The 13,797-nt window shown below is 69.7% G+C and carries 15 protein-coding genes; 3 read left to right on the forward strand and 12 right to left on the reverse strand.

The features are described from left to right. Positions 1 to 69: 69 nt before the first annotated feature. The 5 genes from ACE2AC_RS05725 to ACE2AC_RS05745 are packed head-to-tail and all read right to left on the reverse strand — an operon-like array spanning position 70 to position 4,147. Entirely contained in the window at positions 70 to 1,233 is a 1,164-nt protein-coding gene (locus tag ACE2AC_RS05725; RefSeq protein WP_375691150.1) for an alpha-D-ribose 1-methylphosphonate 5-triphosphate diphosphatase, read from the reverse strand. Between the two features lie 2 nt (positions 1,234 to 1,235). Then, positions 1,236 to 1,781 (reverse strand): phosphonate metabolism protein/1,5-bisphosphokinase (PRPP-forming) PhnN, encoded by a 546-nt coding sequence (gene phnN / locus ACE2AC_RS05730; RefSeq protein WP_375691151.1) that lies wholly within the window; start codon positions 1,779 to 1,781, stop codon positions 1,236 to 1,238. Next, positions 1,778 to 2,461 (reverse strand): phosphonate C-P lyase system protein PhnL, encoded by a 684-nt coding sequence (gene phnL / locus ACE2AC_RS05735; protein WP_375691152.1) that lies wholly within the window; start codon positions 2,459 to 2,461, stop codon positions 1,778 to 1,780. Before phnL ends, phnN begins: the two co-directional genes overlap by 4 nt. Before the next feature lie 34 nt (positions 2,462 to 2,495). Further along, positions 2,496 to 3,275, reverse strand: a complete 780-nt coding sequence (phnK, locus tag ACE2AC_RS05740) for a phosphonate C-P lyase system protein PhnK (protein WP_375692073.1) — start codon at positions 3,273 to 3,275, stop codon at positions 2,496 to 2,498. 5 nt (positions 3,276 to 3,280) lie between these two features. Beyond that, positions 3,281 to 4,147: an alpha-D-ribose 1-methylphosphonate 5-phosphate C-P-lyase PhnJ gene (locus tag ACE2AC_RS05745; protein ID WP_375691153.1), complete on the reverse strand. Its 867-nt coding sequence runs from the start codon at positions 4,145 to 4,147 to the stop codon at positions 3,281 to 3,283. A 34-nt stretch (positions 4,148 to 4,181) separates the two neighbouring features. Here ACE2AC_RS05745 and ACE2AC_RS05750 point away from each other — a divergent pair, with 34 nt between their 5' ends. Next, on the forward strand, positions 4,182 to 4,310 hold the full coding sequence (locus tag ACE2AC_RS05750) for a hypothetical protein (RefSeq protein ID WP_375691154.1): 129 nt from the start codon (positions 4,182 to 4,184) through the stop codon (positions 4,308 to 4,310). Positions 4,311 to 4,315: 5 nt separating this feature from the next. Here the strand turns inward: ACE2AC_RS05750 and ACE2AC_RS05755 are convergent, their stop codons facing one another. The 3 genes from ACE2AC_RS05755 to phnG are packed head-to-tail and all read right to left on the reverse strand — an operon-like array spanning position 4,316 to position 6,428. Then, a complete protein-coding gene (locus ACE2AC_RS05755; RefSeq protein ID WP_375691155.1) occupies positions 4,316 to 5,407 on the reverse strand; it encodes a carbon-phosphorus lyase complex subunit PhnI in 1,092 nt (363 codons plus the stop codon). Next, complete coding sequence (gene phnH / locus ACE2AC_RS05760; protein ID WP_375691156.1) at positions 5,407 to 5,973, reverse strand: phosphonate C-P lyase system protein PhnH; 567 nt, start codon at positions 5,971 to 5,973, stop codon at positions 5,407 to 5,409. The genes ACE2AC_RS05755 and phnH overlap by 1 nt, the downstream gene beginning before the upstream one ends. Beyond that, on the reverse strand, positions 5,970 to 6,428 hold the full coding sequence (phnG, locus tag ACE2AC_RS05765; protein ID WP_375691157.1) for a phosphonate C-P lyase system protein PhnG: 459 nt from the start codon (positions 6,426 to 6,428) through the stop codon (positions 5,970 to 5,972). Before phnG ends, phnH begins: the two co-directional genes overlap by 4 nt. 96 nt (positions 6,429 to 6,524) lie before the next feature. On the opposite strand from phnG, the gene phnF reads away from it, so the two are divergent. Then, positions 6,525 to 7,262: a phosphonate metabolism transcriptional regulator PhnF gene (phnF, locus tag ACE2AC_RS05770; RefSeq protein ID WP_375691158.1), complete on the forward strand. Its 738-nt coding sequence runs from the start codon at positions 6,525 to 6,527 to the stop codon at positions 7,260 to 7,262. A gap of 111 nt (positions 7,263 to 7,373) precedes the next feature. After that, positions 7,374 to 8,555, forward strand: coding sequence for an alpha-D-ribose 1-methylphosphonate 5-triphosphate diphosphatase (locus ACE2AC_RS05775; RefSeq protein WP_375691159.1), 1,182 nt, complete (start codon positions 7,374 to 7,376; stop codon positions 8,553 to 8,555). Positions 8,556 to 8,561: 6 nt separating this feature from the next. Here ACE2AC_RS05775 and hutU read toward each other — a convergent pair whose 3' ends face one another. From hutU to hutI, 4 genes are read right to left on the reverse strand one after another with little or no spacing between them, the layout of a single operon-like run. After that, entirely contained in the window at positions 8,562 to 10,247 is a 1,686-nt protein-coding gene (gene hutU, locus ACE2AC_RS05780) for a urocanate hydratase (RefSeq protein ID WP_375691160.1), read from the reverse strand. Next, complete coding sequence (gene hutG / locus ACE2AC_RS05785; RefSeq protein WP_375691161.1) at positions 10,244 to 11,044, reverse strand: N-formylglutamate deformylase; 801 nt, start codon at positions 11,042 to 11,044, stop codon at positions 10,244 to 10,246. The genes hutU and hutG overlap by 4 nt, the downstream gene beginning before the upstream one ends. Beyond that, positions 11,041 to 12,579, reverse strand: coding sequence for a histidine ammonia-lyase (gene hutH / locus ACE2AC_RS05790; RefSeq protein WP_375691162.1), 1,539 nt, complete (start codon positions 12,577 to 12,579; stop codon positions 11,041 to 11,043). Before hutH ends, hutG begins: the two co-directional genes overlap by 4 nt. After that, entirely contained in the window at positions 12,576 to 13,769 is a 1,194-nt protein-coding gene (gene hutI, locus ACE2AC_RS05795) for an imidazolonepropionase (RefSeq protein ID WP_375691163.1), read from the reverse strand. The genes hutH and hutI overlap by 4 nt, the downstream gene beginning before the upstream one ends. Between the last annotated feature and the right edge of the window lie 28 nt (positions 13,770 to 13,797).

Here is a 13,797-nt window from a genome sequence, read left to right on the forward strand (position 1 = left end):
CTGCTTCATCTTGCCGAAAATACTCCCGCCGGAGGCAAGGCGGTGCCCGCACGGGCACCGCCTTTTCCGTCAGGCGACGCGCGCGCCCTGCACCCAGAGCCCGCGCGTGACCGGCACGTTGTCGATCAGCCGGAAGCGCAGCAGGTCGGCCCGCAGCCCCGGCGCCAGGACGCCCCGGTCGCCGAGGCCGCTGGCCCGCGCCGGCGCGGCGGTGACGGTGGCGATCCCGCGGGAAAGGTCATCCCAGGCCTGCCCCAGTTGCACCGCTGCCAGAAGCAGTGCGGCCGGCACGTAGTCCGACGACAGGATGTCCAGCAGCCCGCGTTCGGCCAGGTCCATGGCCGAGACGTTGCCGGAATGCGATCCGCCCCGCACCACGTTGGGCGCGCCCATGATGACGGCGATCCCGGCGTCGCGGCAGGCCTCGGCCGCGGCGACCGTGGTCGGGAACTCGGCCAGCCGGGCGCCGTGGTCGCGCGACACGGCGACCTGCGCGGCGGTGGTGTCGTCGTGGCTGGCCAGCGCCGCGCCGTAGCGGCGGGCGGCCGCGACGGCGGCGGCCTCGTGCCGGGCGCCGAACTTCGCGTGCAGGCCGGTAAGGTAGACGATGTAGTCGTCGAACGCCTCCTGCGAGAGCCCGTGCTTGTTGCGGACGTAGTCCGAGAACTTGGAGATGTCGGTGAACTGGCGCTGGCCCGGCGTGTGGTCCATCAGGCTGACGATGCCGACGCGGTCCTCGGGGCCGAACTCAGCCAGCTCCTCGACCAGCGTTTCCGAGCAGGTCTCGGCCCTGAGGTGCAGGTGATGGCTGATCTTCAGCGCCCCGCAGGCCCGCATGGCGAGGATCTCGTCCGCCATCGACCGCGCGTAGCGGCGATAGCCGACGCCCGCGTTGCTGACGATCGACCCGACGCGGATCGCGTCGAAGACGGTCGAGATGCCGCAGCCCGCCAGCTCGCTGTCATGCGCCACGATGGCGGCGTGGTGCGGCCACTGCACCCTGGGGCGCGGGGTGATGTGGCGTTCGATGTTGTCGGTGTGCAGCTCGATCAGCCCGGGTGACAGGTAATCGCCGCCGCAGTCCTCGGCGCCGCGGGGGAGTGCCGTCCCGGTGTCGATCTCGGCGATCAGCCCGTCGCGGATCACCAGGTGGCCGGGGCGCACCGCGTCGGGCAGCACGAGCTGGACGTTGCCCAGGATGGTTTCGGTGACGGGGTGGGTGTCTTTCGGCATTCTCAGACCTTTGCGGGCATCAGGTGGGCCAGGATGCAGTCGACGGTGTCGTCGAGCGGCCCGGTGTTGTCGATCTCGACGGCGTCGATCCCGTCCGGCAGGGCGAAGGTGGCGCGGGCCAGGCGGCGGGCGATCTCCTCGCGGTCCTCGCGGCCGCGCGCAGCCAGCCGTTCGGCCAGCGTCCCGGCATCGGCGGTCAGGCTGATCACCACGAGGCCCGGGAAACGCGCCTGCGCCCGGGGCAGGACGGCGCGGGACAGGTTCACGACCGCATCGTGCCCCTCGGCCAGCACCTGTTCGACCGCGCGGGGAATGCCGTAGTGCAGCCCGTGGGCCGGCCAGGAGAGGGCGAAGGCCCCTGCCCCGTCGCGGGCCGCGAACTCGCCTTCGGTCACGCCCTCGAAATCCTCGCCACCGGCTTCGGACGGCCGGGTGATCACCCGGCGCACCAGGTGCATGCCGGGTTTCGCGGCGACCAGCGCGCGCATGACGCTGTCCTTGCCGACCCCGGAGGGGCCGACCACGGCGATCAGGCGTCCGGCGCTCATGCCGCCCTGCCGGGCGTGAACCGGGTCACGTCGATCTGCCGGTCGCAGAGCCGGTCGCGCGCCGCCTCGTCGTGGAAGATGCCGACGATGGCCACGCCACGTGCCTTGGCCTCTTCGACCAGCCGCAGCACGGTCTCGCGGTTCTGCGCGTCGAGGCTGGCGGTCGGCTCGTCCAGCAGCAGCGCCGGATAGGGATAGGCAAAGCCACGGGCGATGTTCACCCGCTGCTGTTCACCGCCCGAGAAGGTCGTTGGGCTGAGCGACCAGAGCCGCTCGGGGATGTTGAGCCGCGCCAGCAGGTCCTCGACCTGCGCGCGCGCCTTCTCGGGCGGTGTTCCGGTGGCCAGCAGCGGCTCGGCCACGACCTCGCGGGTCGGGACGCGGGGCACGACGCGCAGGAACTGCGAGACATAGCCCAGCGTGTGCCGCCGCAGCGCCAGGATCTCGCGCGGGGTGGCGGTGACGATGTCGGTCCCGCCGATCAGGATGCGGCCCGACGCGGCCAGGTAGTTGCCGTAGATCATCCGCATCAGGGTCGACTTGCCGGCCCCGCTCTCGCCGGTGAGCGCGACGCATTCGCCGGGCGCGACGCTGAACTCCGCGTTCGCCATCACCGGGATCACCGCGCTGCCCTGGTTGTGAAGGGTGAAGGTCTTGGAAAGGGTCTCGATACGGATCATGTCAGGCTCCGATATGTGTGGTGGCGAGCGCGGGTCAAACCTGCAGCACCGAGCTGACCAGCAATTGGGTATAGGCGTGTTGCGGATCGTCGAGGACCTGATCGGTCAGGCCGGTTTCGACCACGTGGCCGTCCTTCATCACCATCAGCCGGTCGGCGAGCAGCCGCACGACGGCAAGGTCGTGGGTCACGATGATCGCGGACAGCCCCATCTCGCGCACCAGCCCGCGCAGCAGGTCCAGCAGCCGCGCCTGGACCGAGACGTCGAGCCCCCCGGTCGGTTCGTCCATGAAGACCAGCCGCGGCCCGGTGACGAGGTTGCGGGCAATCTGCAGCCGCTGCCGCATCCCGCCCGAGAAGGCGGTCGGGCGGTCGTCGATCCGGTCGCCCGGGATCTCGACCCGGGTGATCCAGTCGAGCGCGCTGGCGCGAATGTCGCCGTAGTGGCGCGCGCCGACGGCCATCAGCCGCTCGCCCACGTTGCCGCCTGCACTCACGTTCATCCGCAGCCCGTCGGCGGCGTGCTGGTGCACGAAGGCCCAGTCGGTCCGCCCCAGCTTGCGCCGCGCCGGTTCGCTCATCGTCACGGTGTCGACCGGCGCGCCATCAATGTCGAAGAGCACCCGCCCCTCGTCGGGCGCGAGGTGTCCGGCGAGGCAATTCAGCAGGGTCGTCTTGCCCGAACCGCTTTCGCCCACAATGCCCATGACCTCGCCCGGCCAGAGGTCAAAGCTGACGCCCTCGCAGCCGATGCGTTCGCCGTAGTAGCGCGACAGCTCCTCGACTTGCAGCAGTGGGCGGTCCTGGATGCTCATGTCCTTCATGCGAAAGCCTCCCCTTCGGCGGCCATGGCGCCGCGATGCCCGGCCTCGCGGCGGGCGCGGCAGTAATCGGTGTCGGAGCAGACGAACATCCGGGTGCCCGCGTCGTCCATGATGACCTCGTCGAGGTAGCTGTCGCCCGATCCGCAGAGCCCGCAGTCATGCGGCGCGCGGGTCGGCTCGAACGGGTAGTCCTCGAAATCGAGGCTGACCACCTTGGTGTAGGGCGGGAGGGCATAGATGCGCTGTTCCCGGCCCGCGCCGAAAAGCTGGATCGCCGCCATCTCCATCTTGGGGTTGTCGAACTTGGGGATCGGCGACGGATCCATCACGTAACGGTCCTCGACCATCACCGGGTAGGCATAGGCGGTGGCGATCTCGCCGTGGCGGGCGATATCCTCGTAGAGCTTGACGTGCATCAACCCGTATTCCTCGAGCGCGTGCATCTTGCGGGTCTCGACCTCCGACGGTTCGAGGAAGCGCAGCGGTTCCGGGATCGGCACCTGGTAGACGAGGATCTGGTCCTCGGTCAGGTTGTCCTCGGGGATGCGGTGGCGGGTCTGGATGATGGTGGCCTCGGCCGTCTTTTCGGTCACCGCAACACCCGCGGTGCGTTCGAAGAACTTGCGGATAGAGACGGCGTTGGTGGTGTCATCGGCGCCCTGGTCGATCACCTTGAACGTATCGTCGGGCGTCATCGCGGCGGCGGACACCTGCACACCGCCGGTGCCCCAGCCATAGGGCATCGGCATCTCGCGGCTGGCAAAGGGCACCTGGTAGCCGGGGATGGCCAGGCCCTTGAGGATCGCGCGGCGGATCATCCGCTTGGTCTGCTCGTCGAGATAGGCGAAGTTGTAGTCAGACATGGTGGCCTCCGGGCCGGGAAACGGGAGTTCCAAGATGGAGTTCGTGTTCTTTGCAATCGTCGCGGTGGCCTGCGTGCTGGTGCTGACCGGCGCGTTCGGCAAGGCCCGCAAGAGCCGGATGAACCAGCGTCCGCAGGATGATCCGCACGGGGATGGCGACTGACCCGATCACTCCGCCGCCTCCCGCCGGGTGGCTTGTTCCGCCTCGCGCCGCAGTTTGCGTATCAGTTCAAGTTCGGACTGGAAGTCCACGTAATGCGGCAGTTTGATGTGTTCGAGGAAGCCCGACGCCTGGATGTTGTCGGCGTGGTAAAGGACGAATTCCTCGTCCTGCGCCGGGGCGCCAACGTTGTCCTCGCCCAGCTCGGCCCAGCGGAGCGCGCGGTCGACCAGCGCCATCGAGATCGCTTTGCGTTCGGTCTGGCCAAAGACCAGCCCATAGCCGCGGGTGAACTGCGGCGGCTCGGTCTTGGAGCCGGTGAACTGGTTCACCGTCTCGCATTCCGTCACCGTGACCTCGCCGATCTCGACCGCGAAGCCGAGTTCAGGGACCTCCATCTCGACCGTGACCTTGCCGATCCGCAGCTCGCCCACGAAAGGGTGGTTGCGGCCGTAGCCGCGTTGCGTGGAGTACGCCATGCCGAGGACGAAGCCCTCGTCGCCCCGGGTTAGCGCCTGCAGCCGCAGCGGGCGGCCGGCAGGCAGCTTCAATGGCTCGCGTGTCAGGTCCGGCGGCGTCGCGTCGCTGTCGGCCTCGGGCTGGATCAGCCCTTCGCGATCAAGGAACTCGGTCACGTGGGGGACGGGCGCCTCGGCGGCGGTGCCCTGCGGTGCCCGCGGTGTGTCCAGCCCCTCGGCGGCCAGCGCGAAATCGAGCAGCCGGTGGGTGTAGTCGAAGGTCGGCCCCAGCACCTGCCCGCCCGGCAGGTCCTTGAAGGTCGCGCTGATCCGGCGGTCGACGGCCATCGCGCCGGTGTCCACCGGTTCGGACAGGCCCAGCCGGGGCAGCGTGGTGCGGTAGGCGCGGATCAGGAAGATCGCCTCGATCAGGTCGCCGCGCGCCTGCTTGATCGCCAGCGCCGCCAGGTCGGGGTCGTAGAGCGAGCCCTCGGCCATCACCCGGTTCACCGCCAGCGCCAACTGCTCGCGGATCTGCGCGACCGAAAGCTCGGCCACCGCCACGTCGCCGCGCCGTTCCTCGGCCAGCCATTCGTGCGCGTTATCGATGGCGCGCTCGCCGCCCTTGACTGCCACGTACATCAGCCGATCCTCGTGCTGCGCGGCAGGGCCGCCAGTTGGCCGCCGCAGGTGAAGTAACAATCGACCCCGAGCGGGAATTGCGCCGCGTTGCGACGGAACTGGTCGGGGTCGGGCAGGTTCAGATGCGCCTCGGTCCGGATGCCGGGCCCGGTGAGGCGGGTGCCCTCGCCAGACAGCGCATCAACCTCGACGATCAGCGTGGTTGAACGGTCGGGATACTCTGCCTCGCCCTGGGGATAGTCGGCGAGCTTGCCAAGCGCCCCCCAACTGCCGAGGGCGAACATCGCCTGCCCCTTGCCGACCAGCGGCGCACCGAGGTGGAAGGCCACCCAGTCGCGCACGGCGGGCGTGTCATGGTCGCCCGCAAGGTGCAGCGGCGTTTCCTGGTCGCAGAGCGTCAGCAGCAGGGTTGCTGCCGCCGGGGACACCGGAGCCGGCGCGGCGCCGCCCGCGATCTCTTCGATCCGTCCGGGGCGGGCCATGGCGTTCATCGCGGCGCGGAAGGCGTGCGAGGCGCCGACCGCCGCATCGACGAAACCGCCTTCGAGGGTTTGCGTGTCGGTCATGCGTTCTCTCCCCGCACCATGGTGAAGAATTCGACCTTGGTGGCTGCGGCCCGCGCGGCGCGCGCCGTCGCCCCCTCGGCCAGACCGGCCGCCAGCGGGTCGAGCATCACCTTGCGCAGACCGTCCGCCTCGGCCGTCTGCATCAGCGCATCTACCAGCGCCGCGATCTGCGCCTTGTCCTTGTCGCGGCCCTGCACGTAGGCGTGCCCGACCGTGCCGTCCGCCAGCCGCAGGGAACAGCGGGTGACGCTCATCTCGCCCAGGTTGAAGGGCGCCCCGACAGCCCCTGCCCGGCCCCGCACCATGACCGCGCCGACCTCGGGCGCGCGCAGCCAGGAGAACTCCGGCGCGGCACCATGGGCCTGCCACAGGCGCACGACCTCGGCCGCCGGCGCCTTGGCCAGCAGCGACATCCACGCCTTGCGTTCGGATTTTTGGGGCGAAAGCTCTGTCATGCGACACCTTGCGGATTTGTCTAGATAACTATACAACTAGACAAATCCATACCGACCCTACCCAAGTCGCACAAGGGCCAAACAGGTGAAGATTTGATGACAGAGACCGCATATGCCGCCGCGCCGAGGAAGACGCCGCTCTGGCAATCGATATCGGCCGCACTGACCGCCGACATTGCCGAGGGGCGCTATGTGCCCGGTGACAAGCTGCCGACCGAGGCCGACCTTTCGGCGCGGTTCGGGGTCAACCGCCACACCGTCCGCCGCGCCCTGGCCGAGATGGCCGACCTGGGCCTGACGCACGCGCGGCGCGGTGCGGGGGTCTTCGTCAAACAGGTGCCGACCGACTATCCCATCGGGCGCAGGGTGCGCTTCCACCAGAACCTGCGCGCCGCAGGCCGCCTGCCGACACGCGAGATCCTGGCACAGGAAACCCGCGCCGCCGACGAACGCGAGGCCCGCGCACTCGACCTTGCGCCAGGCACGCCGGTGCATGTGAGCGAGGGGCGCTCGCTCGCCGACGGGCAGCCGATGGCCGTCTTCCGCTCGGTCTTTCCCGCCGAACGGTTTCCCGCCCTGCTCGACCGCCTGGCCGAGACGAGCTCGGTGACCCGGGCGCTGGCGGCATGCGGCGTCACCGACTTCACCCGCGCCTCGACCCGCCTCACGGCCAAGCCCGCCACCGCCACCCAGGCGCTGCACCTGCGCCTGCGCGAGGGAGACCCGATCCTGCGCGCGGTCGGCATCAACGTCGATCCTCAGGGCCGTCCGGTCGAGTACGGACACACCTGGTTCGCCGGAGACCGGGTCACCCTAACGCTCGACAACGACTGAACCGCACCCCGCCGTATTGCCGCCCAAGCCTTTTCACCGACAGGACACCCCCATGTCATCGCCGCGATACATAGTTCCCTTATCCACAGGGCAAACCGAGGAGCAGTCCCCATGCACCGCCCCCTGCCCGCCCTGCGCCTGACCGGCGCACAGATCCTGCGTGACGGTGCCCTTCGGCCCGGCACCATCGGCCTGGCCGACGGGGTGATCTCGGACGCGCGGCTGCCCGAGGTGGACCTGTCCGGCTACCTCGTCCTGCCCGGCATCGTGGACCTGCACGGCGACAGCTTCGAACGCCACATCGCACCGCGCCCCTCCGCGCCCTTCCCGATCGCCACTGGCCTCGCCTCGACCGACCGGGATGCGGCGGCGAACGGGATCACAACCGCCTACATGGCGCAGAGCTGGTCTTGGGAAGGCGGCCACCGCGGCCCTGACTTTGCCCGCGCCCTGCTGGCCGCGGTCGACGACCACCGGCCCCGTATGCTGACCGACCTGCGGGTGCAGATCCGGTGCGAGACGCATACCACCGACACCGCAGAGGACCTGCTCGACACCATCGCGGCGCACGGCGTGGGCTATGTCGTGTTCAACAACCACCTGGACGAGGCGCTGGCCATCGCTTCGGCCCGCCCGGCCGAGTTCTTTGAATGGGCCCGCCGGGCCGGACGCAGCCCTGACGATCACATCGCCGCCGTTTCGGCCGCCAAGACGCAGGCGCGCGACGTTCCGCGCTACCTCTGCAAGCTGGCCGAACGCTTCGACGCGCTTGGCGTAATCTACGGCAGCCACGACGACACCGACGGCGAAACGCGGGAAACCTTTTCCATGATCGGGGCGAAGATCTGCGAATTCCCGACCTCGCGCTCCGCCGCGGCGCTGGCCCGGGCGGTCGGCGACCCGGTCCTGATGGGCGCGCCCAACATCCTGCGCGGCGGGTCCCAGGCCGGCAACATCGCGGCCATCGACCTCGTGCGCGACGGGCTCTGCGATGCGCTGGTGTCGGACTATCACTACCCGGCGCTGGCCGGGGCCGCGTGGCGGCTGGTGGACGAGGACGTGATGGACCTGCCCGAAGCCTGGGCGATGATCTCCTCCCGCCCGGCCGAGATCCTGCGGCTTGCCGACCGCGGCACGCTCGACGCCGGGCAGCGGGCCGACCTCGTGGTGGTCGACCCGGACACCCGCGCCATCGAGGCCACGATCAGCGGCGGGCGGATCGCCCACCTGTCCGGCGAGGCCGCGCGCCGGTTCTGCGACCTGCCGGAACGGCAGGCCATCGCGGCGGAGTAAGCGCCTTCAGTTCCCCAGGATGCCGGGCAGCCGCAGGCCATGCGCCCTGGCGCAGTCGATGGCCTTGTCATAGCCCGCATCCGCATGCCTCCAGACACCCGAGGCCGGATCGTTCCAGAGCACGCGTTCCAGACGTTTCGCCGCCTCCGGCGTGCCATCCGCGACAATGACGACGCCCGCATGCTGGCTGAAGCCCATCCCGACGCCGCCACCGTGGTGGATGCTGACCCAGGTCGCCCCGCTCGCCGTGTTGGTGAGCGCGTTCAGCAGCGGCCAGTCGGACACCGCGTCGGAGCCATCCTTCATCGCCTCCGTCTCGCGGTTCGGGCTGGCGACGGAACCGCTGTCGAGGTGGTCGCGGCCGATCACGATCGGGGCCTTCAGTTCTCCGCTCGCCACCATCTCGTTGAACATCAGCCCGGCGCGGTGCCGGTCGCCGAGGCCGATCCAGCAGATCCGCGCGGGCAGGCCCTGGAAGGCGATGCGTTCGGCCGCCATGTCGAGCCAGCGGTGCAGGTGTTCGTTCTCGGGAAACAGCTTCTTCATCGCGGCGTCGGTCTTGTAGATGTCCTCCGGGTCGCCCGAAAGCGCGCACCAGCGGAACGGGCCGATCCCTTCGCAGAAGAGCGGGCGGATGTAGGCGGGCACGAAGCCGGGGAAGGCAAAGGCGTTCTCAAGCCCCTCCTCCTTGGCGACCTGGCGGATGTTGTTGCCGTAGTCGAGCGTCGGGACGCCTGCGTTCCAGAAATCGACCATCGCCGCGACATGGGCCTTCATCGAGGCGCGGGCGGCGTCCTCGACCGCCTTCGGATCGCTCTCCTGCTTCGCGCGCCACTCGCCCACGGTCCAGCCCGACGGCAGGTAGCCGTGCAGCGGATCGTGGGCCGAGGTCTGGTCGGTCACGATGTCGGGGCGCGCACCGCCGTCCTTCATCCGGCGCACGAGTTCGGGAAAGACCTCGGCCGCGTTGCCGAGGAGGCCGACGGACTTCGCCTCACCCGCCGCAGTCCAGCGTTCGATCATCTCGAGCGCTTCATCCAGCGTCTTCGCTTTCTCGTCCAAGTACCTGGTGCGCAGTCGGAAATCGATCCGCGTCTCGTCGCATTCGACCGCCAGGCAGCAGGCGCCCGCAAAGACCGCCGCGAGGGGCTGCGCCCCGCCCATGCCGCCCAGGCCCCCGGTCAGGATCCACTTGCCCTTGAGGCTGCCGCCGTAGTGTTGGCGCCCCGCCTCGGCGAAGGTCTCATAGGTGCCCTGAACGATGCCCTGCGTGCCGATGTAGATCCAGGACCCGGCGGTCATCTGGCCGTACATCATGAGCCCCTTGCGATCGAGCGCGTTGAAATGCTCCCACGTCGCCCAGTGCGGCACGAGGTTCGAGTTCGCGATCAGCACGCGCGGCGCATCCGGGTGCGTCCGGACGATGGCCACCGGCTTGCCGGACTGGACCAGCAGGGTCTCGTCGGCCTCGAGGTCCTGCAGCCCCGCGACGATGCGGTCGAAATCCTCCCACGTGCGGGCGGCGCGGCCGATGCCGCCGTAGACCACCAGCTCATGCGGGTTCTCGGCCACGTCCGGGTGCAGGTTGTTCATCAGCATCCGCATCGCCGCCTCGGTCTGCCAGGACTTGGCGGTGATCTCGGTCCCCGTCGGCGTGTAGATGTCGCGGAGGTTGTGGCGCGGGTTGGTCATCGGGTCTCTCCCAGCGTGAATGCAATGTCTTGCAGCGCGTGCAGGATGTCGCGCAGGTGCGGGCGCAGCTTTGCCGCGGCGGTCGGGTCGTAGTCGAAGGGCAGCGTCTCGGACTGCAGGTGGGTGTCCTGCGCCAGCTCCATCTGGATGGCGTGGATGCCGTCCTGCGGCTTGCCGTAGTGGCGCGTCGTCCATCCGCCCTTGAAGCGTCCATTGAGGACCGAGGTGTAACCCTCTGCCTCGGCGCAGATTTTCGCGGTCGCGGCCCCAACCTCGGGCGCGCAACTCTGGCCCGAATTGGTGCCGATGTTGAAATCCGGCAGGCGGCCGTCGAAGAGGAACGGGATCTCGCTGCGGATCGAGTGGCAGTCGTAGAGGATCGCCACCCCGTGACGCGCCCGCACTCGTTCCAGCTCGGCCCGCAGCGCGGCGTGGTAGACGTCGTGATAGTCGCGGCGCCGCGCGGCAACGTCGGCCTCGGTCGGCGGGTCCACCCAGAGCGGCTCTCCGTCGAAATCGGTCAGCGGGATCAGCCCGGTTGTGTTCTGCCCCGGGTAGAGGCTTTCGCCCGAGGGCGGTCGGTTCGCGTCGATCACGTAGCGGTGGAAGGTCGCCCGCACCGTCGTCACCCCGTCGAGTAGCCCGTCGTAGAGCGTATGGATATGCCAGTCGGTGTCCGACAGCGTCCGGCCAAGCGGCGTGAGCCGGGCCATGATGTCGTCCGGCACGTGGTTGCCCGTGTGCGGCAGGCCCAGAACGACCGGGCCGTCACCGCGGCGCACCTCGACCAGGGTCATGCGGCGTCCTCCAGCAGGTCGCGGATCCCGCAGGCGTCCGACACCCGCCCGGCGCGGACCAGTGCCGCGGCGGCGGCCAGGTCATCGGCCATGTAGCGGTCGTCCGACACGGTCGGGACCACGCCGCGCACGGTTGCCATCAACGACTGCAGCGCCGGGCTGGTGGTCAGCGGCGCGCGGAACTCGACGCCCTGGGCGGCGCACATCAGCTCCACGCCCAGGATCACCGACAGGTTCTCGTTCATCCGCTTCAGCCGCCGCGCCCCGTGCGCGGCCATCGAGACGTGGTCTTCCTGGTTGGCCGAGGTCGGCGTCGAGTCGGTCGAACAGGGATGCGCGAGGTGCTTGTTTTCGCTCATCAGCGCGGCGGTCGTGACCTCGGCGATCATCAGGCCCGAGTTGAGGCCCGGTTCCGGCGTCAGGAACGGCGGCAGGTCGAAGGAAAGCGTCGGGTCCACCATCAGCGCCACCCTGCGCTGCGCGATGGCGCCGATCTCGGAAATCGCCAACGCGATCTGGTCGGCGGCAAAGGCGACAGGTTCCGCGTGGAAGTTGCCGCCCGAGACGATCTTGCCCTCCTCCACCAGCACCAACGGATTGTCCGAGACGGCATTGGCCTCGACCTCGAGCGTCCGGCCGGCAAAGCGCAAGAGGTCGAGCGCGGCGCCGGTCACCTGCGGCTGGCAGCGGATGCAGTAGGGATCCTGCACGCGGGTGTCGCCCTCGCGGTGGCTTTCACGGATCTCGGAGCCGGCCATCACCGCGCGCATCGCGCGGGCAACGTCGATCTGCCCGGCGTGGCCGCGCAGCGCATGGATCGCGGGTTCCAGCGGCGCGGTCGAGCCCATGATCGCGTCGGTCGAGAGGCAGGAGGCGGCGACGGCGGTTTCCGCGTTGCGCATCGCCTCGAAATACCCGGCCAGTGCGCAGGCGGTGGAGAACTGAGTGCCGTTGATGAGCCCCAACCCCTCCTTCGCCGCCAGAACCACCGGCGCCAGACCGGCGCGGTCAAGCGCGTCGGCAGAGGGCATCCGTTCCCCGTTCAGGAACGCCTCGCCCGCCCCGATCAGGGTCGCCGCCATATGCGCCAGCGGCGCGAGGTCGCCGGAGGCGCCGACAGAGCCCTGCGCCGGGATCACCGGGGTCACGCCCCTGGCCAGCATGTCCTGCAGCAGCTGCGCCGTTTCCCACCGGATGCCCGAAGCCCCCCGCCCGAGCGACAGCAGCTTCAGCACGATCATCAGGCGCGTCGTCGCCTCGTCCAGCACCTCGCCCACGCCGCAGCAATGCGACAGGATCAGGTTGCGCTGAAGCTGGGCGGTGTCGGCCGGCGCGACCCGGACCGAGGCGAGCTTGCCGAAACCGGTGTTGATCCCGTAGATCGCCTCTTCCCCCGCGGCCGCCTTGGCCACCATCGCGGCGGCGGCGTCGATGGCGGGACGGGCGGCGGGGTCAAGCTCGGCCGCGCGGCCCTCGCGCCAGAGGGTTTCGAGCTGGTCGAGGGTCGTGGCCGCTGGGGTCAGGATCAGGGTCAAAGGGTGCCTCCGAACATCCGCTTCCAGAGCGGGTTAAAACCGATGCGATAGGTGAGTTCCGCGGGTGTCGCGACGTCCCAGATGGCCAGGTCGGCGCGCATCCCGGGGCCGATCGTGCCCGCGTCATCGATCCCGAGCGCGCGGGCGGCGTGGCGGGTGGTGCCGGCCAGGCATTCCTCGGGTGTCATGCGGAAGAGCGTCGCGCCCATGTTCATCGTCAGCAGCAGCGAGGTCATCGGCGACGATCCCGGGTTGCAGTCCGTCGCCAGTGCCATCGGCACGTCGTGGGTGCGGAAGGCCGCGACCGGGGGCAGCTGCGTTTCGCGCAGCGTGTAGAAGGCACCGGGCAGGATCACCGCGACGCTGCCCGCGGCGGCCATGGCCTGCGCGTCGGCTTCGTTCGCATATTCCAGGTGGTCCGCAGACAGCGCGCCATAACGTGCCGCCAGCTGCGCGCCGCCCAGGTTCGACAGCTGTTCGGCATGCAGCTTCACCGGCAGCCCGAGCGCGCGGGCCCGCTCAAAGACGCGGGCGACCTGGTCGGGCGTGAAGGCGATGCCCTCGCAGAAGCCGTCGACCGCGTCGACCAACCCCTCGGCATGGGCGGCGTCGAGCGCGGGTAGGCAAACCTCGTCGATGTAGGCATCCGGGCGGTCGGCATACTCGGGCGCGACGGCATGGGCCCCGAGAAAGGTCGTCCGCACCCGCACGGGCCGCGCCCCGGCGATCCGTCGCGCGGCCCGGAGCATGGTCAGCTCCGTCTCGATGTCGAGGCCGTAGCCCGATTTCACCTCGATGCAGGTCACCCCCTCGGCGATCAGCGCGTCGACCCGCGGCAGCGCCTGCGCCAGCAGGTCGCCCTCGGACGCGGCGCGGGTGGCCCGGACGGTCGAGAGGATGCCGCCCCCGGCCCGCGCGACCTCTTCGTAGGAGGCGCCTTCCAGCCGCATCTCGAATTCCCGCGCGCGGTCGCCGCCGTGCACGATGTGGGTGTGAGAGTCGATCAGGCCGGGGGTGACGAGACGCCCCGCAAGGTCCAGCGCCTCGGCGCCACGATGTGCGACGGGCACCTCGGCCTCGGGCCCCGCCCAGACGATCCGGTCGCCTTCGGTCACGATCGCCCCGCCCTCGATCAGGCCATAGGGCGTTCCGGGGTGCATCGTAGCGAGCGTGGCGTTTCTGAGCAGCATGAATCACCTTGTTAAGCACAAGCATGAT

The sequence above is a fragment of the Pseudooceanicola sp. LIPI14-2-Ac024 genome (assembly GCF_042188925.1).
Taxonomy (GTDB): Bacteria; Pseudomonadota; Alphaproteobacteria; order Rhodobacterales; family Rhodobacteraceae; genus Pseudooceanicola.